The sequence below is a fragment of the Caulobacter sp. GW821-FHT05F04 genome (assembly GCF_059419665.1).
In genome coordinates, this window is sequence record NZ_JBWKSF010000010.1 from 38,487 (window position 1) to 59,899 (window position 21,413).

Annotated in this window: 11 protein-coding genes and 1 pseudogene; 8 read left to right on the plus strand and 4 right to left on the minus strand. The window is 68.6% G+C overall.

What is annotated here, in order from left to right; translation table 11 throughout:
* Positions 1 to 76: 76 nt before the first annotated feature.
* Together AC07R7_RS22500 and AC07R7_RS22505 are read right to left on the minus strand one after the other, a co-directional pair.
* Positions 77 to 2,155, minus strand: coding sequence for a 3-hydroxyacyl-CoA dehydrogenase NAD-binding domain-containing protein (locus AC07R7_RS22500; RefSeq protein WP_494636655.1), 2,079 nt, complete (start codon positions 2,153 to 2,155; stop codon positions 77 to 79).
* A 446-nt stretch (positions 2,156 to 2,601) separates the two neighbouring features.
* Positions 2,602 to 3,828 carry a serine hydrolase domain-containing protein gene (locus tag AC07R7_RS22505; RefSeq protein WP_494636656.1) on the minus strand — a complete coding sequence of 409 codons (1,227 nt, stop codon included), beginning with the start codon at positions 3,826 to 3,828 and terminating at the stop codon, positions 2,602 to 2,604.
* A 134-nt stretch (positions 3,829 to 3,962) separates the two neighbouring features.
* Here AC07R7_RS22505 and AC07R7_RS22510 point away from each other — a divergent pair, with 134 nt between their 5' ends.
* The 5 genes from AC07R7_RS22510 to AC07R7_RS22530 all read left to right on the plus strand — a co-directional run bounded on the left by AC07R7_RS22510 (position 3,963) and on the right by AC07R7_RS22530 (position 10,335).
* Complete coding sequence (locus AC07R7_RS22510; protein WP_494636657.1) at positions 3,963 to 5,909, plus strand: hybrid sensor histidine kinase/response regulator; 1,947 nt, start codon at positions 3,963 to 3,965, stop codon at positions 5,907 to 5,909.
* A gap of 62 nt (positions 5,910 to 5,971) precedes the next feature.
* The gene (locus tag AC07R7_RS22515; RefSeq protein WP_494636658.1) at positions 5,972 to 6,484 is read left to right on the plus strand and encodes a glycine cleavage system transcriptional repressor; all 513 of its coding nucleotides are present in this window, start codon (positions 5,972 to 5,974) and stop codon (positions 6,482 to 6,484) included.
* A 212-nt stretch (positions 6,485 to 6,696) separates the two neighbouring features.
* Positions 6,697 to 7,653 (plus strand): alginate O-acetyltransferase AlgX-related protein, encoded by a 957-nt coding sequence (locus AC07R7_RS22520; RefSeq protein ID WP_494636659.1) that lies wholly within the window; start codon positions 6,697 to 6,699, stop codon positions 7,651 to 7,653.
* A gap of 142 nt (positions 7,654 to 7,795) precedes the next feature.
* Entirely contained in the window at positions 7,796 to 9,022 is a 1,227-nt protein-coding gene (locus tag AC07R7_RS22525) for a TetR/AcrR family transcriptional regulator (protein ID WP_492886741.1), read from the plus strand.
* A 197-nt stretch (positions 9,023 to 9,219) separates the two neighbouring features.
* Positions 9,220 to 10,335 carry a hypothetical protein gene (locus AC07R7_RS22530; RefSeq protein ID WP_494636660.1) on the plus strand — a complete coding sequence of 372 codons (1,116 nt, stop codon included), beginning with the start codon at positions 9,220 to 9,222 and terminating at the stop codon, positions 10,333 to 10,335.
* Positions 10,336 to 10,338: 3 nt separating this feature from the next.
* Here AC07R7_RS22530 and AC07R7_RS22535 read toward each other — a convergent pair whose 3' ends face one another.
* Together AC07R7_RS22535 and AC07R7_RS22540 are read right to left on the minus strand one after the other, a co-directional pair.
* Entirely contained in the window at positions 10,339 to 12,015 is a 1,677-nt protein-coding gene (locus tag AC07R7_RS22535; RefSeq protein WP_494636661.1) for a M20/M25/M40 family metallo-hydrolase, read from the minus strand.
* Positions 12,016 to 12,137: 122 nt separating this feature from the next.
* Positions 12,138 to 15,451 (minus strand): annotated as a pseudogene (locus AC07R7_RS22540) (TonB-dependent receptor).
* 228 nt (positions 15,452 to 15,679) lie between these two features.
* Between AC07R7_RS22540 and AC07R7_RS22545 the strand changes: the two are divergent.
* From AC07R7_RS22545 to AC07R7_RS22555, 3 genes are read left to right on the plus strand one after another with little or no spacing between them, the layout of a single operon-like run.
* Positions 15,680 to 17,170 carry an efflux transporter outer membrane subunit gene (locus tag AC07R7_RS22545; protein WP_494636662.1) on the plus strand — a complete coding sequence of 497 codons (1,491 nt, stop codon included), beginning with the start codon at positions 15,680 to 15,682 and terminating at the stop codon, positions 17,168 to 17,170.
* Complete coding sequence (locus tag AC07R7_RS22550) at positions 17,167 to 18,264, plus strand: efflux RND transporter periplasmic adaptor subunit (RefSeq protein ID WP_494636663.1); 1,098 nt, start codon at positions 17,167 to 17,169, stop codon at positions 18,262 to 18,264. The genes AC07R7_RS22545 and AC07R7_RS22550 overlap by 4 nt, the downstream gene beginning before the upstream one ends.
* Complete coding sequence (locus AC07R7_RS22555; protein WP_494636664.1) at positions 18,264 to 21,398, plus strand: efflux RND transporter permease subunit; 3,135 nt, start codon at positions 18,264 to 18,266, stop codon at positions 21,396 to 21,398. The genes AC07R7_RS22550 and AC07R7_RS22555 overlap by 1 nt, the downstream gene beginning before the upstream one ends.
* The last annotated feature ends 15 nt before the right edge of the window (positions 21,399 to 21,413 follow it).

Below are 21,413 nucleotides of genomic sequence, written 5' to 3' on the forward strand. Positions count from 1 at the left end.
GGGGAGGAAGGGCGCGGTTCTCCTCCCCCTTTATGGGGGAGGTGTCGGCGAAGCCGACGGAGGGGGCAGCGCCGCCCTAAGCGTCCTTGAAGCCCTTGCCCTCGGCCACCAGCCGCTCCAGCAGGGCCGAGGGTTTGAAGTCGTCGCCGTGCTTGGCGTGGAACTCCTGCATCTTGGCCAGGATCTTATCCAGGCCCACCAGCTCGCCCCAGAACATCGGACCGCCGCGATAGACCGGCCAGCCGTAGCCGTTGATCCAGACGATATCGATATCGGACGCCCGGATGGCCTTGCCCTCTTCGAGGATCTTCGCGCCCTCGTTGACCATCGGATAGAGGCAGCGCTCCAGGATTTCCTGATCGCTGATCTCGCGGCGCTGGATCTGGCGCTTCTCGGCGAAGTCGCGGATCACCTCTTCCACGACCGGCGACGGCTTGGCGTTGCGGTTCTCGTCGTAGTCGTAGAAGCCCTTGCCGTTCTTCTGGCCGCGACGGTCCATCTCGCACAGCACTTCGCGCACGGTGGACGAACTGGTCTTGGCCGGATCCCAGCCGATGTCGAGGCCGGCCAGGTCGCTCATGGCGAACGGCCCCATCGGCAGGCCGAAATCGTACAGCACCCGGTCGACGTCCCAGGGCATGGCGCCTTCCAGGATCAGCTTCTGGGCCTCGCGCTGGCGCTGGGCCAGCATGCGGTTGCCGACGAAGCCGTGGCAGTTGCCGACCAGCACCGCGACCTTGCCGATCTTCTTGCCGATCTGCATCGAGGTGGCGATCACCGACTTGTCGGTCTTGGCGCCGCGCACGATTTCCAGCAAGCGCATGACATTGGCCGGCGAGAAGAAGTGCAGGCCGATCACGCTCTCGGGCCGGCTCGTGCTGGCGGCGATCACGTCGATGTCCAGGTACGAGGTGTTCGAGGCCAGGATCGCGCCGGGCTTGGCGATCTTGTCCAGCTTGCCGAAGACCTCCTTCTTGATCTCCATCAGCTCGAACACGGCCTCGATGATCAGGTCGCAGTCGGCCAGGTCCTCGAGGTTCATCGAGGGGGTCAGCAGGCCCATGCGCTTTTCGACGTCGTCCTGGGTCAGGCGACCCTTCTTGGCGGTGTTCTCATAGTTCTTGCGGATGATCCCGACGCCGCGCTCCAGGTTCTCCTGTTTGGCCTCGATGATCGTCACCGGGATGCCGGCGTTGAGGAAATTCATCGAAATGCCGCCGCCCATGGTGCCGGCGCCGATCACGCCGACCTTCTTGACCGGGATGATGGGGGTGTCGTCCGGCACGTCGGGGATCTTGGCGGCCTGGCGTTCGGCGAAGAACACATAGCGCTGGGCGGCCGACTGGGTGCCGGTCATCAGCTCCATGAACAGCCGGCGTTCTTCCTTCAGACCCTCCTCGAAGGGCAGGTTCACCGCCGCCTCGATGCACTTGATGTTGTTCTCCGGGGCCATGAAGCCGCGGAACTTCTTGGCGTTGGCCTTGCGGAAGTCGGCGAAGATCTCGGGCCTGCCGCGCGCGGCCTCGACCTTGTCGTTCAGCTCGCGGACCTTCTTCAGCGGCCGGCCCTCGGCCAGCACGGTCTTGGCGAAGGCGATGGCCCCGGCGCGCAGGTTTCCTTCGTCGACCAGAGAGTCGAACAGGCCCATGGCCAGCGCCGCCTTGGCCGGCACATGCTGGCCGCTGGTGACCATCTCCAGCGCCTTCTCGACGCCGACGATGCGCGGCAGGCGCTGGGTGCCGCCGGCGCCGGGCAGCAGGCCGATGTTCACTTCCGGCAGGCCAGCCTTGGCCGAGGGCACGGCGACGCGGTAGTGGGCGACCAGCGCCACCTCCAGGCCGCCGCCCAGGGCGGTGCCGTGGATCGCCGCCACGACGGGCTTGGGCGAGTTCTCGATGACCGCCTGGACATCCTGCAGGCTGGGGCCGGTCATGGCCTTGCCGAACTCGGTGATGTCGGCCCCGGCGATGAAGGTCTTGCCCTCGCAGATCAGCACGATCGCCTGCACGGCCGGATCGGCGATGGCCGCGTCGAACGCGCCCTTCAAGCCTTCGCGGACGGCGGCCGACAGCGCGTTGACCGGCGGCGAGTTCAGCGTGACGACGCCGATGTCGCCTTCGACGGAAAGATCGGTGACGGCGTTGATCGCGGCCATGACGTTTCGACCCCTGCTCTTATGAATGCCGTTTTGGCGTTTGAACGGTTGTTTGAAGCCAGCCTGCACGGTCGCGCGAAGATGTCCAGACCTCCGTGACGACACGTGCTTTCGGAGCGCTTCGAGACGGGGCGGCGTTGACGAATTTCATCACATACTACAAATTCGAAATCACGGTTTCAGCCGAGATCATCCGTGGGGGTGGGTGCGGCGTCGAGGGGCTGCTCGGCGCCGCATTTGCCTGAAATCCAGAGAGAATGATCCGCGCTGGGGAGGGCGTTCGCGGGAAGTCATGGACTTTGGATGCGCCTTGCACGCGTCCTCACAATTCGAAGTCGGTGAATTCCGCGAGCGTGGCGCGTTGCTCGCAATGCGTCGGACTTTGGTAAAGCGCAACTCGGCGCGGGAGCTGTCTCCCGCGCCGCTTTCTTTGACGAGAGGCTCCCCTACCCCGCCGCTTCCGTGAAGCTCGAATAGACCAGCGTCCGCAGCTCCCGACGGATCGGATAGGAGGTCGACGGCATCAGCTGGGTCATGAACACCACCGCCAGGTCCTCGACCGGGTCGATCCAAAACGCCGTCGAGGCCATGCCGCCCCAGAAATATTCGCCCAGCGAGCCCAGGTTCTTGGTCCGGGCCTGGTCGATGGTCATGGCGAAGCCGAGGCCGAAGCCCAGGCCTTCGAACACCGCCTCGCTGAACAGCGACTTCGAGACCTGAACCAGCTCCTTGCCGCCCGGCAGGTGGTTCATGGTCATCAGCTTGAGGGTCTTGGGGCTGAGCAGGCGCGCGCCGTCCAGCTCGCCGCCATTCAGCAGCATCCGGCAGAAACGCATGTAGTCGTCGGCGGTCGAGATCAGGCCGCCGCCGCCGGACTTCACCGACGGGTCCATGAAAAAGCGGCTCTTCTCCGGATCGTTCTGCAGCACCACCCGGCCCGAGGGGGTCAGGGCGTAGCAGGCGGTGAAGCGGTCGCGCTGGCTCTCCGGCACGAAGAAGCCGGTGTCGACCATCTTCAGCGGATCGAAGATGCGGGTCTTGAGGAAGACGTCGAACGGCATCCCCGAGATCTTCTCGACCAGATAGCCCAGCACGTCGGTCGAGACCGAGTAGTTCCAGGCCTCGCCCGGCGAGAACTCCAGCGGCACGGTCCCCAGCGCGTCGACGAAGCCCTGCAGGCCGCCCTCGCTGTCGATCCCGTCCAGCTTCAGCTTGCGATAGGCCGCGTCGACATTGGTCCGCTGCTGGAAGCCGTAGGTAAGACCCGAGGTATGCCGCAGCAGGTCGATCGTCCGCATCGGCTCGCCGGCGCGCTTGGTCTGGAACGCCCCCTCGACCCCGGCGGCGAACACGCCCAGGTCGCGCCAGGCCGGGATGAAGCGGTGAACCGGATCGTCCAGCGACACCAGGCCGTCCTCGACCAGCATCATGAAGGCCACGCTCGTGACCGGCTTGGTCATTGAGTAGATGCGGAACAGACTGTCGGCCTTCAGCGGCTTTCCCCGCTCGACATCGGCGCTGCCCAGCACCGAGGTATAGGCCAGCTGGCCACGCCGCCAGACTTGGGTAAGCGCGCAGGGCAGTTTTCCGGTGTCGATATACTTGGACTGGATGAAACTATCGATGCGCTTCAATCGCTCGCTCGACAGTCCGACGGCTTCTGGCGTGCTCAAGTTCCTGGTCTCCCCTTGCGACCTGCTCTGGTCGTGTTTGCGTACCGTTAGATCGAAATCGAAGACGGGGCTTTTTTCCGCAACGTAAACTTTACCCGATCCTGCGAGTATCGATTGAAAACGAGGAAACGGGGATGGGCAAGGTCTTGGACGCCGAGGCTGCCTCCAGAATTGAAGCCGCGGCCGCCGACTGGTTCTTCCAGAGCAGCCTCGACATGTTCGTCGTCCTGGACGACCGGGTGATCGCGCGCGTCAACCCCGCCTGGGTGCAGCTGACGGGCTGGTCGCCCGACGAATCGGTCGGTCGGCACATGCACGACTTCTTCCACCTGCATGACAGGCTGATCATCGAGGACATCGGGCGGACGCTGGAGGCGCGCGGCCAGGCGTCCGGCGAGCATCGCCTGGCCCGCAAGGGCGGCGGCTGGCTCTGGGTGCGCTCGAAGTCCAAGGTCCTGGAGGGCGGCGGCCTGATGATCGTCTTCCAGGACTTCAGCGAAGACCGCGCCCGCGAGATCACCCGCCAGCAGGCCGAGCGCTCCAACGAACTGCTGCGCAGCGCCGCCGGCGTCTACGTCTGGCGCTTCAACCCCCGCAAGGGGATCTATGTCTTCGACCAGGACATCCCCACGCCCAATTCGCCGCAGGGCGGGGTGCGGACCATGACGGTGGCGGAGATGACCCTGTCGATCCACGCCGACGACCGCGTGCGCGTCTGGGACGCGTTCTCGCGCACCCTGCGCGGCGGCGAGCATGTCGAGATCGACTACCGCTACCTGGATCCGGCCACCAGCAACTGGACGCACATGCACTGCGCCTGGCGCGGCGTGCGCGGCTCCAGCCCCGACGCCTACGACGTCATCGGCATCAGCCAGAACGTCACCGAACTGGTCGAGGCCCGCGACGCGGCCCTGAGCGCGGCCGAGGCCAAGAGCCAGTTCCTGGCCAATATGAGCCACGAGATCCGCACGCCGATGAACGGCGTGCTGGGCGTACTGCACCTTCTGAAGACCGAGAGGCTGACCGACGACGGCCGCCGCCTGCTGAACGAGGCGCTGGGCTGCGGCGAGATGCTGTCGGAGCTCCTGAACGACATCATCGACTTCTCGAAGATCGAGGCCGGAAAGCTCGAACTGGGGTCCGAGCCGGTCGATCCGGCCGAGTTGCTGGTCGGCGTCGCCGACATGCTGCGACCGCAGGCCGAGGCGAAGGGCCTCTATCTTCGCGTCGAAGCGCCCTCCAAGGGAGACGAGGGCGACCTGGGCTGGGCGGCCACCGACCCGCTGCGCCTGCGTCAGGCGCTGTTCAACCTGCTGGGCAACGCCGTGAAATTCACCCTGGAGGGCGGCGTCGTGGCGCGGCTCTCCGGCAGGCGTACGGATGGAAAGCTCCGCCTGCGCTTCGAGATCGCCGACACCGGCGTCGGCATCGACGAAGAGGCCGGCAAGAGCCTGTTCGAGCGCTTCCGTCAGGGCGACGGCTCGACCACCCGCCGCTTCGGCGGTTCGGGCCTGGGCCTGTCGATCTGTCGGCGCCTGGCCGAGATGATGGGCGGCGAGGTCGGGTTCGAGAGCAAGGTCGGCCAAGGCTCGACCTTCTGGCTGCAGGTCGAGGCCGACGCCTGCGCCGCGCCGCATCTCGGACATGGAGCGGCCCACGTCGACGAACCCGACACCTCGTTGTTCGACGGCCTGCGCGTGCTGTTGGTCGAGGACAACGCCACCAACCGCCTGATCGCCGGCCGCATGCTGGAGGCGTTGGGCGCCCAGGTGAGCTCCGCCGAGGACGGCGTCCAGGGCGTCGCCGCGGCCCGCGCGGGTTTCGACCTGATCCTGATGGACATCCAGATGCCGGTCATGGACGGGATCGAGGCCACCCAGCGCATCCGCGCGCTGCCCGGCCCCGCAGGGGCCGCGCCGATCCTGGCCATGACCGCCAACGCCCTGTCCCACCAGCAGGCCAGCTATCTGGCGGCCGGCATGGACGGGGCGATCGCCAAGCCGCTGTCGCCGCAGGCCCTGACCCAGGCCATCGTCCGGACCCTGGCCGCCAGGCCGTCGGCCGCGCTGGAGGCGTCCTGATCGGGATTGCCGTCGCGGGCGCGATGCGCTTGGTTGCGGGCCATCTTTCCTGGGAGGCGCCGATGGCCCTTTTGATCCTGAGCGTCATCGGCAGCGACCGGCCCGGCCTGACCCAGGCCATAGCCAGCGCGGTGCTGTCGGCCGGCGGCAACTGGCTGGAAAGCCACCTCAGCCAGTTGGGCGGCCTCTATGTCGGCTCCGTGCTGGTGGAGGCCGGCGACGCCGACGCCCTGCGCGCCGCCGTCAGCGCGGTGGACGCCCAAGGCCTCGACGTGCGGATCGCGCCGGCGGTCGAGACGGTCGGCCCCGAGGGCCAGGCCGTCGCCTTCAGTTTGGTCGGCCAGGACCAGCCGGGCATCGTCCATCAGGTGACGGCCGTGCTCGCTGGCCTGAACGCCAATATCGAGGCCTTCGAAACCCGTATGAGCGTCGAGCCCTACTCCGGCGCGCCGCTGTTCCATCTGGACGCCCGCCTGCGCCTGCCGCCCGCCCTGGACACCGAGGCGGTCAAGGCGGCGCTGGAGAACATCTCGGCCGAGATCATGGTCGACATCTCGCTGACCCCGGCCGAGTGAACGCCCGACCGGCCAGCGCTTCCGGCCGCCTCGGCTGATCCGTTCTCAATCACCGAGCCATACCGGGCCTCTGTTCAAAGCGCCGCCGCGCCGCTAACCCTCGGCCGGAGGTCGAGCAAGCGCGACACCCTGGGGGACCATGCTCTTTTCGTCGCCGCTGTTCCTGTTTCCGCAGCCACGGCCTGCCGCAATTGGGCGCCGTTCTCGGCGCCATGGCCCAGCCCGCGCTGGACGGCCAGTTCCTAGCGGTGCGCAACCACGAGGCCACCGCCATGAGCATCGGCCTGCTGGGCGCCCTGTTCGAGGAGAGCTATATCGAGGCCCATTGCGGCCTCAAGCTGAAGGTCGACATCGCGGCCATGCCCGACTACGCCCGCCGCCTGCGGCGCGCGCAGGACTGGTTCGAAGCGCGCGGCCAGAAATTCGTCTACGTCCTGGCCCCGATCAAGACGACCTGGTTCCCGGACCTCGTGCCGCCGAGCTACCCCTGCGCGGCCAGGCGCGACAGCGTCTATCCGGCCGCTCGTAGCGCCCTGACCGCCGCTGGCGTCCACTGGGTCGACGGCCGCGCGACGCTGGAGGCCCAGCGCGGCAAGCTCGGCTACGAGATGTTCCCCCGCAACGGCATTCACTGGAACCAGCTGGGCGTCGCCCTGGCCGCCCGCGCCTTCGTTGGCGAGCTGAACCGCCAGGGGCTCGAAACGCCGGCGCTGGACTGGGACGTCGCGCAGGCCCCGGACGAGACCGGCCTGGACCGCGACCTTTCCAGCCTGCTGAACCTGCGAAAGCCGCCCAAGGGCTGGAAGGCTCCGGCTGTCACCGCCCATCCCGTCGGACCGCCTGGCTCGGGCGTGTTCACGCTTGCCGCCGTCAACGACAGCTTCTTCGATCCGCTGGCCCTGTTCCTGACCCAGGCGCGCCTGGCCGGCCGCGCCCGCAACTACGGCTATCTGACGCTCGCGCCCATCGAGTACCGCGACGGCGGCGCCTATCCCCTGACCGCCACGCCGCGAAGCGTGCTCAAGGACCTGATGGCCGCCGACGTGGTGGTGCTGGAGCAGGTCGAGAGCCAGACCGGCGGCGCGGTCGGCCGCAAATTCCTCGACCTGGTCGAAACCCAGATGGCGGCGGAAGGCCCGTCAAAAGCGGGCGTCCTGAAACATTCCTGACAAACCCCGACGCTAGGTGAGCGCCAATTGTCCCTCGACGGACGGAGCGCCCTTTAAGCCGGCCCTCCACACGCCTAGATTGGACCCGATAGTCCAGTGCCTGGCGCGGCCGCCGAAGGTGAGTGGACTTGGGGATTTTGTTATGGACGACGGTCGGGTGGCGGGGGCGGCGACAGCGCGCTACGCCCGCAAGAAGGAGACCATCCTGGCGGCGGCCACGGCGATCCTGAACCGCCAGGGCGTGCGCGGCATGACCCTGGCAGATGTCGCCGCCAATGTCGGGCTGAACACCACCAGCGTCACCTACTATTATCGCAGGAAGGACGATCTGGCCGCCGCCTGCTTCATGCGCGGCCTGGAGCGCTTCGAGGCCATGGTCGAGGAGGCCGCCGCCGAGGCCGCGCCCGCCGCGCGCATCCTGAAGTTCCTGGACCTCTATCTCGACCTGAACCGCCGGGTCCGCCTGGGCGAGGCCACGCCCCTGACCAGCTTCGCCGAGATCAAGGCCCTCAAGGAGCCCCTGCGCGGCTCGGTGGTCGGCGCGTTCAACGATCTGTTCCGCCGGGTGCGGAGCTTCTTCGACGACCCGTCCCTGGCCCACCTGGACAAGCGCCAGCGCACGGCCCGCACGCACTTGCTGATGGAGCAGGTGTTCTGGTCGGGCCGCTGGCTGCGCCGCTACGACGTCGACGACTATGGCCGCGTGCGCGACCGGATGGGCGACATCCTGCTGAACGGCCTGCCCGCCGCCGGCCAGGTCTGGGCCCCGCGCGCCCTGCCCGACCCGACCCCGGTGTCGCCCGAAGGCCTGGAGTGGCGCGAGACCTTCCTGGTCGCCGCCACCCGCCTGATCAATCAGCGCGGCTATCGCGGCGCCTCGGTCGAGGAGATCTCGGCGGCGCTGAACGTCACCAAGGGCTCGTTCTATCACCACCACGACGACAAGGACGCCCTGGTCGCCGAGTGCTTCGAGCGCACCTTCACCGTCACCCGCCGCTCGCAGCTGGACGCCCGCGACCTGCCGGCGGACAACTGGACGCGGCTGGTCTCGACCGCCGCCGGCCTGACCAGCTACCAGCTGTCCGAGCACGGGCCGCTGCTGCGCGCCTCATCGCTGGGCGCCCTGCCCGACACCCTGCGTCACGACATGGCCGACGGCTATATGCGCGGCTGGCAGCGCTTCGCCTCGATCATCTCCGACGGCGTCGCCGACGGCTCGATCCGGCCGATCGACCCCAGCATCGCCGCCCACATGATCAACTCGATGCTGAACGCCGCCGCCAGCCTGGGCGCCTGGGTCCCGGGCCTGGAACGGGACGAGGCGGCCGACCTGTTCGCCAGGCCGCTACTGACGGGGGTCTTGAACTAAGCCGAGGAACCGAAAACCCCGTCCTTCGACAAGCTCAGGATGAGGTTTTCTACTGCGACGGCGAGAAAGTAGTCCTCATCCTGAGCTTGTCGAAGGACGAGGACGGGCCAAAGGTTGCGACCTATTAACCATAGTCTCGCCTCCCCCCACTGACGGCTGTACCCTGAGGCGACTGAGTCGCTTCGAGCCCCGCCGTCATGACGACGATCAATCCGTACTCGTCGAACTACGCCCCCGGCCTGACCGCCGGGCAGACGGCCGCGCAGCGCGCCCAGCAGGCCGCCGCCAACGGGACGACCCGCGACCAGAGCCCGACGATCAACACACCGGCGGTCAATGTCACGCTCTCGGCCGCCGCCCAGGCCGCGCTGAAGGCCCAGACCGACTCCCGGACGATCGACACGGTGGTCTCCGACGCAAGAAGCCAGATCGCGAGTCTGCTGAAGGCGGCCGGAACCAAGAGCGCCCTGAACAACGGCGACGCCACCATCGACCTCTCCAGCATGGACCGCCGCAGCCTCTACGCCGTCGCGTCGAACAAAGGCGGCCAGTTCCCAATGGACCAGCAGGTCGTCGCGGCCCTGGCCCTGAAGGACCAGCACGACACCGCCCTGGCCAGCCCCGCCGCCCAGGCGCGGCTGACCGGCGACTATGCCAGCCTCTACCAGACCGCCCTCGACCAGATGGACGCCGCCGGGCCGGAGGAAAAGGCCTCCACCGCCTGGGCCACCGAGCGCGCCGCCCTGGTCGAAGGCCGCAAGCAGGCCATCGCTCGTCCGGGCCTGGCGCCCGCCGGAATCCAGAACGACAGCGTCGCCGCTTACATGAAGGAGACCGGCAGCGTCGTCGCCGGCGCCAAGACCCGCGACTTCGGCAAGGTGGCCGGCGACGTCCGCACCGCGCTGGACAAGCAGTACGAGCTGGCCGTCGCCCCCGACGCGGCCAAGGACGGCAGCAGCGGCGCGATCGACTTCCGCCGCTTCGACGACCGCTCGCTGTCGGCCGTGGCCCTGAACAAGGACGACCAGTTCTCGACCCACGAGGTCGCCCAGGCCAAGGCCGAGATCCGCCAGCGCGACAGCGACGCCATCAAGGCCAGCTACCAGTCGACCTCGGACGCGGACGGCGGCTTCGGCAAGGCGATGATCACCCGCTACGCCGGCATGACCGCCGAGGAACGCGACGCCTCCGGCTGGACCCCGGCCGTCTATTCCAAGCTGGTCGAACTCCAGGCCGCCAGCGACAAGCTGGCCCAGATGTTCAACGCGGATGGCTCGGTGGCGGGGCCGCCGAGCATGCTGGATTACCTGTAGGCCCTACCTCCGCTCCGCCGCCGTCTCGGCGCGGATGGCCTTGAACTCCGAGCCCGCCTTCCAGTCCGGCCAGTCGCGGGAGTTGGCCAGGGCCTTGCCGGCTTCATAGGTCAGGGCGACGTCCTGGGCGGCGCCGCGCAGGTCCCAGTCGGGGCTCCAGGCGTCGCAGGGCTGGTGGTAGCAGCGGCTGGTGTAGTCGGCGACCCAGGCGTCGCCGGCGGCGCGGCCGCCCTTGATCAGGTCCGCCCCGCCGCCCAGGCCCATCAGCAGCAGCACCGGCACGCCGCGACGGGCCAGCGAGAAGTGATCGGCGCGGTAGAACAGCGCCCGCTCGGGCTTGGCGTCCGGGGTGATGGTCCGGCCCTGCCTGGCGGCCTGGGCGGCGAGGCCGTCCTCCAGCGCGTTCTGGCCCGCCCCGACCAGCACCACGTCGCGCGCCGGCCCCACGGTCTGCAGCACGTCGAAGGTGTAGTTGGCCACCGTCTTGCCCAGCGGCGCGGTCGGGTGGTTGGCGTAGTATTCCGAGCCCAACAGGCCACGCTCCTCGGCGGTCCAGGCGGCGAACAGGATCGAGCGCTCCGGGCGCGGACCTTGGGTGAAGGCGCGGGCGGCCTCGATCACCGCGGCCACGCCGATGGCGTCGTCGGCGGCGCCGCGCCGGATGGTGTTGCCTTGAGCGTCCGGCGCGCCCACGCCATAGGCGTCCCAGTGGGCGGCGTAGACCACGGTTTCGTCCGGATGCTTGGCGCCCGGCAGACGCGCCAGGACGTTGGCGCTGTCCATCGCCTGGTGGCTGACGGCGTAGTCGGCCGACAGGCTGGCGCCGGTCAGGGCCACCGGCTTGAAGGCGGCGGTGCGGGCCGCGCGCTTCAGCGCCTCGAAATCCAGGCCCGAGCGCTTGAAGAGGTCGACCGCCACGTCGCGCTGGATCCAGCCCTGCATCAAGAGCTTGTCCTTAGCGGGGTCCGCCCGGACGATGTCGTAGCCCTCGCCGTTCGAGGCCTTGACCGTCGTCCAGCCATAGCCGGCCCCGAGGCTCTCGTGGACGATCAGCGCGCCGATCGCCCCGCGCCGGACGGCCTCCTCGTACTTGTAGGTCCAGCGGGCGTAGTAGGTGGCGGCCGAGCCGCCGAACTTGCCGGCCACCGGCTCGCCCGGCGCGGCCTCCAGGTCCGGGTCGCCGATCAGGAAGACGGCGATCTTGCCCTTCAGGTCGACGCCCTTGAAGTCGTCCCACTTCCGCTCCGGCGCGGCGACGCCGTAGCCGACGAAGACCAGCGGAGCCTTGTCGATCTTGACCTTGTCGACGGGGCGCAGGGTCATGACCTGCGACTGCTCGCCCTGGTTCAGGGTCAGGGGGCCGGCCTTGGTGGCCACCGTCAGGGTCGCCGGGCCATCGAGGCGTGTGCGGACCAGCGCCACCTTCTGCGTCCACGCGCCGTTGTCGCCGGCCGGCTCCAGGCCCAGCGCCTTGAACTGGGCGCTGATGTACTCGATCGTCGGCGCCTCGCCCTCCCCGCCCGGCGCGCGGCCGGCGAAGCGGTCGGAGGCCAGCTCCCGCGTGATGTCCGACAGCCGCGCCGGATCGATCGGTCCGCTGTCCTGGGCTTGGGTCGGGGCGGCCGCGGCGCTGGCGAGGATCAGGCCTGAGGCCAGGGCGAGGAGAGCGGCTTTGGACATGGACGAACCTTCGATCGACGGATGACGATTGGTAGCCCGATCCCGCCTCCCGCCACAAGAAATCGGCGCGCCCCGCGAAGGGCGCGCCGCAAGTTACCCACGTGCTCGAGGGAGTTCGCGACCTAGAACTTCTTGCGCAGGCCCACCTTGTAGGTGCGGCCCAGCGGATCGCCGGTGAACGGGTCATAGCCCAGGTCGAGGCGGGCGTAGGACGGGTCCTTGTCGAACAGGTTGGTGATCGCCAGGGTCGCCGTCGTGTCCCAGGGCAGGAAGACGCGGTAGGCCAGGTCCGTCAGGATCTGCTTCTTGATCGTCTTGCCCGCGCTGACCGTGACGCCCGCGCCGGTGGTGTCCTTGTAGGCGTTGGCCGCGAACGGGGCGGTGCGCTGGTCGGTGTACGAACCGATGTAGTGGACCGACAGCCGCAGGTTATGCGGACCCCGGTTCCATTCGGCGAAGACGTCGCCCTTCCACTTGGGGATCGGCACGACCGTGGTCTGGTAGTTCAGCAGGCCCACGGCGTCGAAGGCCTTCTCCACCGTAATGCCTTCCACGACCGTGGCGCCGACCTTGTATTTCTGGATGTAGGTGGCGTTGCCGCCCAAGGTCAGGTCGCCGCCGGCCACCTCCCTGAACCGGTACTCGGCCGAGAAGTCGAAGCCGGCGTTCTTCACCGGCGCGCCGTTGATGTAGCCGGTGCGCAGGCGGGCGATGCTGGTGGTCGGGGTCCCGCAGGCGCCGTTGAAGGTGAAGCGCGACACGAGGCCCGCATAGGCCGGGTTGGCGCAGTTGTTCGCGCCGGCCGCGCCGTTCGGATAGAGCGAGGCGACCATGCCCGCCACCGGCTCGGCGACGATCGGGTTTTTGAAGTCGAAGTAGAAGTAGTCGATGCTGGCCTTGAACTCCCCGGCCTTGAACAGCGTGCCGAAGTTGTAGGTCTTGGCCTTTTCCGGCTTCAGGTTCGGGTTGCCGAAGATGTCGACGGCGCGGAACACGCCCAGGATGCCCTGCAGCGAGGTCACCGAGGTGGTGGTGGTCAGCGGATCCGGCGGCCCGCGGAAGGTCGAGCCGGCCGAGGCGCGGAACGCCAGCCACGGCATGGCCTGCCAGCGCAGCGAGGCCTTGGGGTTGAAGGTCGAGCCGATGCCGTTGCCGTATTTCTCGTAGCGGGCCGCGAACTGGGCCTGGAAATCGTCGGTGATCGGCACGGACAGCTCGCCGAAGCCGGCCATCACGTCGCTCTGATTATCGGCCTCGTTGCCGACGCCCAGGAACATGAAGGGGCCGTTGCGGGCCGAGCCGGTGCAGGTGGTCACCCCGAAGTCGGGGGTGTTCACGCACGGATTGATCGCGGCGTTGCTGATGTCGTTGTAGTCGGCCTTGAAATAGGTGCGGCGGTACTGGACGCCGGCGGCCCAGGCGACGTCGCCGCCCGCCAGGGTGATGCTGGTCTTGCCGTTCAGCACCGCCTCGCCGACGAACAGGCGCGAGGACTGCTTGGTCGACAGCTTCTTGAAGAACCAGTCGACCAGATCCTTGTTGTTCTGAAGCGTCGCGTTGTAGCCGGGATTGGCCACGCCGGTGATCACGTTGGACGGGATCGCGCTGGCGAAGGGGTTGTAATACATGCAGCCGCCGACGCCCGGCGTGCCCTGGATGCCCGGGGTCGAGGGATTGCTGTCGCACAGCGGTCCGCCCAGGCCTTGCAAGGCCAGGGCGAAACGGTTGACCAGGGTGTCGTAGCCCGTGCGGGTGCCGACTTCCTGCGAGTAGGTCAGGGCGATGTCCCAGCCGACGCCGTTCTCGAACTCGCCCGACAGGTCGCCCGAGACGCGGAAGGCGTCGAACGAGCGCGAGCCGATCGAGGGGCCATAGCCGAACTTCGGATTGCCGCCGATGCCAAAAGGCCGGTTGGCCACGTCCAGCGCCCCGCCGGCGAAGATCGCGCCCGGCGCGGTGGAGGTCGCTCCCGTCGCCAGGCTGGTCAGTTGCACCGTCGGATTGGCGGCGATGAAGGCCGCGAGCCCCGGATTGCTCGCCGGCACGAAGTAGCGGCCAGCCAGGGCCGCGATCGGCGCCACTTCCGCCGTCGGCACGGCGAGCGCCGCATAGGACGGCGAGGTGTTCCAATCAGGCACGTCGGTGTGGGCGTACAGCACCTCGGCGTGGAACTTGGTCTTGGCCGACAGGTCGGTATTGACCTCGGCATAGGCCTGAACCGCGTTGGACTTCTCAACCAGGTTGTCGAACGGCGTGTAGTGCCAGTAGCAGACCGGCGTCAGGCCGCTGAAGCCGGCATAGCCGCCCAGGCCCGAGCAGCCCGGATCGCGCATGCCGCTGGAGGTGCTGGCCAGGGGAATGAAGGTCGAGGGATTGCCCGCCGCCGACCATCCCGCCTCGGGGTTTGAGAGATATGACTTGTTGGCCCAGTCGCGGTCGGCCACCGACAGCTTGGAGCGATGCTGCCAGCCCACGCTGGCCAGGACGTTGCCGTTGTCCCAGGTCTGGCCCCAGGTCAGGCTGCCGCCGTAGTCGCCCTTCGAGCCGTCGATGTGACGGTAGTCGGCGGCCGCTTCCAGGCCGTTGAAGTTCTTCTTGGTGATGAAGTTGACCACGCCGGCGATGGCGTCCGAGCCGTAGGTCGCCGCGGCGCCGTCCTTCAGCACCTCCAGGCGGCCGATGGCGGCGGCGGGAATGATGTTGGTGTCGACGATGCCCGCTCCGGCCGCGCCGAACGGGTTGATCGCCAGGCGACGGCCGTTCAGCAGCACCAGGGTGCGCTGCGAGCCCAGGCCCCGCAGGTTGACCGAGCCCGAGCCCTCCGAGCCCTGGGCCCGGCTGTCGAACTGGTTGGTGTCGCCCAGCACGCCATTGGAGATCGAGAGGGCCTTCAGCAGCTCGACCGTCGAGGGCGAACCGCGCTTCTGGAGTTCCTCGGCGCTAACGACGTCGACCGGCAGCGCGGCGTCCTCGGGCGTTCCCCGGATGAAGGAGCCGGTGACGACGACTTCTTCGACCTCGGTCGGCGCGTCGTTGGGTTTCTGCTGGGCGGCCGCCGCGCCCGCCATGCCGCTCGTCAGGGCGAAGGCCAGCGCGAGGCAGGAGCCTCCGCGCAGGAAGCTGGTTCGTCTCATGATTTCCCTCCCTCGATTGTTTTTGATGGGCCGATCGTCTGCGCGATGCCCTGGTGGGTATTGGGGTCGTTCAGCTGGGCGGTGGTCTCCCGAATTCGGCGCGCGCGGCCGCCCGCGCGCCAAAGCCCGCGCGCCGCGAAGTGCGTTCTTTTTCGAAACTTGGTGATGCGCCTTCTGGAGCCGACAAGCCTTGGTTCCCCTGGAGGCCGGACACTTGAAAAGCCACGCGTACTGCGCCGGTTTCAATAACCGTCACGGATGCCGAAAAATGATCTCGAACATCTGTTTCGATGATGCGGTATGTTTTTGCCTCACGTCAACCGCCCGCCGCACGGGATCGCTTCGGCGCGTCGACACGTCGCACCAACCATCGGTATGGCCGCGCAAGGCTCAAAGGACGCGTGCGCCGCAACATAAGCTTCGCTAAAGCGTTGGGCTGGGACTTTCCCACCGGCGCGGGGGCGCCTAAGTGGGAAACCATTGGTCGCCAAGTCCAGCCCGCAGGGCGAGAACAATCGGATTCGAACTCTATGCGTTTCGCCAAGACCGGCGCTTCCAGGCGTCCAGGCCGGCCTTCCATTCTGCTCGTCTCGACAGTCGTGCTCGTCGGCGCCGGTCTGTCGGCCTGCACCACCCCCGCGCGCCGGGCCGACGTCAAACTGCCGTCCGCCTTCGAGGCGCCGGCGGGATCGCCGCTGGCCTCTCAGGCTCTGGATCAGTGGTGGACCGCCTTCAACGATCCGGTCTTGAACGATCTGATCACCACGGCCCTGGCCCAGGCTCCCGATGCGCGCCTGGCCGCCGCCCGGCTGGAAGAGGCTCGCGCCGTGCGCAAGGGCCAGATCCGCCAGATCTACATCCCGCAGACCCCGCTGACCGGCTCGGCCAAGCGCACAGACACCCACATCATCGACCAGAGCGGCGCGGGCGGCTTCACCCAGGGCGGGGTCAGCAAGACCTATTCGGCCGAGTTCGACGTCTCCTGGGAGCTGGACCTGATCGGCCGGCGCAGCGCCGCCCGCCGCGTGGTCGACAGCGACCTGGCCGCCGCCCGCTTCGCTTACGAAGGCGCCCGCGCCGCGCTGGCGGCCAATGTCGCCCAGTCTTACTTCGAGGCGCGCGGCTACGCCGTGCAGCTGGAGGACGCCCGCGCCAACGCCACCATCGCCGAGAACCTGTTCAAGGTCTCCGACGAGAAGGGCCGCCGGGGCCTGTCCGCCACCTCGGAAGGCGACCGCACGGCCGCCGACCTGGCCCAGGCCCAGGCCCAGGTCGCCCAGCTGGAAGCCCAACTTCAGGCCTCGCGCCGCAGCCTGCTGATCCTGGTCGGCAAGGGCGTCGACCCGCTGGCCAGCCTGCCAGTCGAGCCGATCCTGGCCAAGGCCCCGCCGGTCCCCGCCGCCGCCCCGGCCGAGCTGCTGGCCCGCCGCCCCGACATCCGCGAGGCCGCCGCGCGCCTGGCCTCGGCCTCGGGCAATCTGAACATCAGCGAGCTGGCCCTGTTCCCGACCCTGACCCTGACGCCTGGCGTCGGGATCTCAAAGGCGATCAACCCCAGCTTCCTGCAGACCGGCTCGTCGGTCTCGACCACCAGCTCGGCTTGGACCCTGGGCGCGAACCTGTCGATCCCGGTGCTGAACATCCCCAAGCTGATGTCCGACATCAAGGTCAGCGGCGCCCAGGTGGAGCAGGCCGCCGTGACCTACGAGCAGACCGTCCAGAAGGCCTTTGGCGAGACCGAGAGCGCCCTGGTCCAGCAGGACGCCGACGAGCGTCGCGTCACCCTGCTGGCCGCCGGCGAGCGTCGCGCCGCCGTGGCCTACGAAGCCAGCCGCAAGGGCTACGCCATGGGCCTGATCGACCTGACCACGGCCTTGCAGGCCGAGCAGTCCTGGCGTGGCGCCCGCACGGCCCTGACCGGGGCCCAGACCCAGGCGCTGCAGCGCGCCGTCCAGACCTACAAGGCGCTCGGCGGCGGTTGGTCGCCCGCGTCTATTCCCAGCAAGCCTTCCGCCCAATGAGACCCGCCCCGATGACGACCCGCTCTACGATCGCCACCGCCCTGGTCTGCGGCGCCCTGCTTGTCGCGGGAACAGGCCTCACCGCCTGTGGCGGCAAGAAGGACAAGGAAGCCCCCGCCAAGACCGCCGCTTCCCAGGCGCGCACGGTCAGTATCGGCAGCGTCGAGACCCGGCCGCTGGGCGGCGGGGTCGAGGCCTCGGGCCTGCTGGTCTCGCGCGAGGAGGCCGCCGTCGGCTCGGAGCTGACCGGCTACCGCGTCGCGCGGCTCTACGCAGACGAGGGCGACTGGGTCCGCGCCGGCCAGCCTCTGGTCCAGTTGGACGACACCCTGTTGCGGGCTCAGGTCGAGCAGCAGGCGGCCGTCACAGCCCAGGCCCAGGCCGAAGCGGCCCGTGTCTCCGGCCTCGACGGCCAGGGCATCCTGTCCCAGGAGCAGATCGAGACCCGCCGCTACCAGGCCAAGGCCCAGGAGGCGGCGTTGAAGGAACTGCGCACCCGCGCCGCGCGCATGACCATCACCTCGCCCGTCAGCGGCCGGGTGCTGTCGCGCGGCGTGCAGCCGGGCCAGATCGCCGGCGGCGGGACGACCCCGTGGTTCACCATCGCCCGCGACGGCCTGGTCGAGCTGGACGCCGAGGTCAACGAAGCCGACCTGGCCGGCATCCGCGAGGGCCAGGCGGCTCAAGTGTCCCTGCCCGGCGGCCAGTCGATCTCGGGCGTCGTGCGCCTGATCAGCCCGCGCGTCGATAGCGGGAGCCGCCTGGGCAAGGTGCGCGTGCGCCTGCCCGTGCGTCCGGACCTGCGTCCCGGCGGCTTCGGCCGCGCCACCTTCGGGGCCTCGGGCGCGGCGGTGACCGCCATCCCGGAATCCGCCATCCGCTATGAGGCCGACGGCCTGTTCGTGATGACGGTCGACGGCGACAACCGCGCCCACATGGTCGGCGTGAAGGTCGGCCGGAAGGGCGGCGGCTGGGCTCAGTTGGTCCAGGGCCCGGCCGCCGGCACGCGCATCGTCCTGGGCGGCGCGTCCTTCGTCACCGACGGTGACGTGGTGCGCCCCGCCCCCGCTTCGGCCCAGCAGGCGGCCCGCTGATGGCCGCTGAACAAAAGCCCGGACACAAGACCGGCGAACTGCGGGTCTCCGCCTGGGCGATCAAGAACCCGATCCCGGTCGCGGTGGTGTTCATCGCCCTGATGATCGCCGGCATCGGCTGCTATCTGGGCCTGCCGATCAAGCAGTTCCCGAACGTCGAGTTCCCGGCCGTGACCGTGACGGTCACCCAGAGCGGCGCCGCGCCCGGCGAGATGGAGACCCAGGTCACCCGCCCCATCGAGGACGCGGTGGCCAGCATCTCCAACGTCAAGACCATCCGCTCGTCGGTGGTCCAGGGCGCCTCGACCACCACGATCGAGTTCAATCTCGGCGAGGACCTGCAGAAGGTCACCGACGAGGTGCGCTCCAAGGTCGACCAGACCCGCTCGCTTCTGCCCCGCGAGGTCGACGAGCCGATCGTCCAGCGGCTGGAGATCACCAGCGCCCCGATCATCACCTACGCCGTCTCGGCCCCGAACATGAGTTCGACCGAGCTGTCGTGGTTCATCGACGACACGGTCACCCGCGCCCTGCAGGGCGAAAAGGGCGTGGCCCAGGTGGCCCGCGTCGGCGGCGTCGATCGCGAGATCAATGTCATCCTCGACCCAGACCGCATGGCCTCGTTCGGGGTCACAGCGCCGCAGTTGAACCAGGCTCTGGCCAGCTTCAGCGTCGACGCCCCCGGCGGTCGCGCCAATGTCGGCGGTCGCGAGCAGACCCTGCGCGTGCTGGGCGCGGCGACCACGGTCGAGCAACTGCGCCAGATCACCATCCCGATCGCCGGCGGCCGCTACGTCAAGCTGACCGACGTGGCCCAGGTGGGCGAAGGCTCGGAAGAACAGCGCGGCTTCGCCCGCCTGGACGGCCGGCCGGTCGTCGCCTTCCAGGTGATGAAGACCCGCGACTCCAGTGACGTCGCCGTCGAGGACAACGTCAAGAAGGCCATCGACGCCCTCGCTCAAAAGCAGGCCGGCGTGTCGTTCGTGAAGATCTTCTCGACCGTCGACGAGACCCGCGCCAGCTTCGCGGCCACCGAGCACACGCTGCTGGAAGGCATGCTGCTGGCCTCGCTGGTGGTGTTCCTGTTCCTGCGCGAGTGGCGCGCCACCCTGATCACCGCCATCGCCATGCCGGTGTCGCTGGTGCCCACTTTCGCCTTCATGGCGATCATGGGCTTCTCGCTGAACGTCGTGACCCTGCTGGCCCTGACCCTGGTCATCGGCATCCTGGTCGACGACGCCGTGGTCGAGATCGAGAACATCGAAAAGCGCGTCGCCCGGGGGCAGAGGCCCTACCACGCCGCGATCGAGGGCGCCGACGCCATCGGCCTGGCGGTCGTGGCCACCACCTTCACCATCGTGGCGGTGTTCGTGCCAGTGTCCTACATGCCCGGCACGCCCGGCCAGTTCTTCAAGGAATTCGGCCTGACGGTGGCCGTGGCCGTGCTGTTCTCGCTGGTCGTCGCCCGCCTGCTGACCCCGCTGCTGGCCGCCTATTTCCTCAAGCCCGCCAAGACCCCGCATCCGCGCAAGGACTTCAAGGGCTTCTATCGCGGCGTGCTGGACTGGTCGCTGGATCACCGGATCCTGGCCTGCGCCATCGGCGGCCTGATCTTCATCGGCTCGATCATGCTGGCGGGCCTGTTGCCCACGGCGTTCCAGCCGGCGGCCAACAACAACTACTATTACCTCAAGGTCCAGGGTCCGCCCGGCGCCACCGTCGCCGACATGGAGCGCACGGTTCAATCGGTGACGACCATGTTCCGCAAGCGCCCGGAAGTGGCCCACGTCTTCGCCCAGGTCGGTTCGAACATCGGCAGCGGCTGGGGCGGCCAGAGCGGCGCCGACATCCGCGACGCCACCATCACCATCGTGCTGAACGGCGATCGCAAGCAGACGGTCACCGAGATCAAGCAGGAGGTCCGCAACGGCCTGCACGACATTCCCGACGCCCGGGTGAACCTGCTGGGCGACTGGGGGACGTCGGAGGTCCAGACCATCCTGATCTCCGAGGACGGCCCACTGCTGGAACGCACCGCCGCCCAGATCGAGCGCGAGATGCAGAAGCTCTCCACCGTCGCCGATCCGCGTCCGTCGTCCCCGCCCAGCGGTCCGGAGATCCTGATCCGACCCAAGGCCGACGAGGCCGCGCGCCTCGGCGTCAATTCGGCCGACATCGCCGCCATCGCCCGCGTGGCCACGGTCGGCGACATCGACGCCAATGTCGCCAAGATGACCCAGGGCGAGCGGCGGATCCCGATCCGCGTGCGCCTGCCGGCCGACAGCCGTCGCGACCTCGACGCCCTGGGCGCCCTGCGCATCCCGACCGCCAGCGGCGGCACGACGCGCCTCGACACCGTCGCCGACCTGTCGTTCCAGGCCGGGCCGGCCAAGATCGACCGCTTCGCCCGCAAGCGGCAGGTGACCATCGAGGCCGACCTCAACAACGGCGCCCAGCTGGGCCAGGCGATGACGGACGTCGCCAAGCTGCCGACCATGAAGAGCCTGCCCGCCGGCGTCGGCCCGGCCTCGGCCGGCGACCAGGAGGCCTTCGTGGAGCTGTTCACCGGCTTCGCGGTGGCGCTGCTGTCGGCGGTGGGCCTGGTGTTCGGCGTGCTGGTGCTGCTGTTCCGCAGCTTCTTCAAGCCGATCACCATCCTGTCGGCCCTGCCGCTGGCGATCGGCGGCGCGTTCTTCGCCCTGCTGATCACCGGCCAGTCGCTGTCGATGCCGTCGCTGATCGGCTTCCTGATGCTGATGGGCCTGGCGGCCAAGAACTCGATCCTGCTGGTCGAGTACGCCATCGAGCAGGAGCGCGACGGCATGAGCCAGCGCGAGGCCATTCTCGACGCCTGCCACGAGCGGGCCCGGCCGATCGTCATGACCACCCTGGCCATGATGGCCGGCATGCTGCCGACCGCCATGGGCATCGGCACCGGCTCGGAGTTCCGCCAGCCCATGGCCGTGGCCGTGATCGGCGGCCTGATCACCTCGACCGTGCTGTCGCTGGTGTTGGTGCCTGTGGTCTACGAGATCGTCGACGACATCGAGATGTGGCTGAGGCCGAAGCTGTCCCGCGTGGTCACCCCGCGCGAGGCTGCGGAGGGCCAGACGGCTCGGGCGGATCGGCTGTAGCGGAGACCACGCGAA

Coding starts and splice junctions, on each gene's coding strand:
- AC07R7_RS22500 (WP_494636655.1), bottom strand. CDS start 2,155: ATGGCCGCGATCAACGCCGTCACCGATCTTTCCGTCGAAGGCGACATC.
- AC07R7_RS22510 (WP_494636657.1), top strand. CDS start 3,963: ATGGGCAAGGTCTTGGACGCCGAGGCTGCCTCCAGAATTGAAGCCGCG.
- AC07R7_RS22515 (WP_494636658.1), top strand. CDS start 5,972: ATGGCCCTTTTGATCCTGAGCGTCATCGGCAGCGACCGGCCCGGCCTG.
- AC07R7_RS22520 (WP_494636659.1), top strand. CDS start 6,697: ATGGCCCAGCCCGCGCTGGACGGCCAGTTCCTAGCGGTGCGCAACCAC.
- AC07R7_RS22525 (WP_492886741.1), top strand. CDS start 7,796: ATGGACGACGGTCGGGTGGCGGGGGCGGCGACAGCGCGCTACGCCCGC.
- AC07R7_RS22530 (WP_494636660.1), top strand. CDS start 9,220: ATGACGACGATCAATCCGTACTCGTCGAACTACGCCCCCGGCCTGACC.
- AC07R7_RS22535 (WP_494636661.1), bottom strand. CDS start 12,015: ATGTCCAAAGCCGCTCTCCTCGCCCTGGCCTCAGGCCTGATCCTCGCC.
- AC07R7_RS22545 (WP_494636662.1), top strand. CDS start 15,680: ATGCGTTTCGCCAAGACCGGCGCTTCCAGGCGTCCAGGCCGGCCTTCC.
- AC07R7_RS22550 (WP_494636663.1), top strand. CDS start 17,167: ATGAGACCCGCCCCGATGACGACCCGCTCTACGATCGCCACCGCCCTG.
- AC07R7_RS22555 (WP_494636664.1), top strand. CDS start 18,264: ATGGCCGCTGAACAAAAGCCCGGACACAAGACCGGCGAACTGCGGGTC.